This window comes from Cognatundibacterium luofuense (assembly GCF_018139685.1).
Taxonomy (GTDB): Bacteria; Pseudomonadota; Gammaproteobacteria; order Burkholderiales; family Burkholderiaceae_D; genus Undibacterium; species Undibacterium luofuense.
Map to the genome: position 1 here is coordinate 1 of NZ_JAGSPN010000713.1, position 254 is coordinate 254.

General features: G+C 48.4%; 1 pseudogene. It reads right to left on the reverse strand.

The window, feature by feature from the left end:
- Nucleotides 1-123, reverse strand: a pseudogene (locus KDM89_RS22300) (IS3 family transposase); the annotation flags it as partial.
- Between the last annotated feature and the right edge of the window lie 131 nt (nucleotides 124-254).

A 254-nucleotide genomic window follows, 5' to 3' on the forward strand; every position in this document is an offset into this window, starting at 1 on the left:
CTCAATCACCTGATTTGGCGTTCGGATGACCCGCTCTGACGGTAGTGAGAAATCGACCTTAATCGCCAGTCCTTCGCGATTAAAGTCGTCAATGATATTCAGTAACCTGAAGCTGCGGCCATCTTCAGTAAGCACCCGGTGAAGTCATCTTGAAGTTAAGTGCGTAAGCGCAGATGATCGTGTCCACTTAATAAGTGGACACTTATACATGATGGACGATGAAATCAATACGCCAAGACGGCGTCGGCGGCACA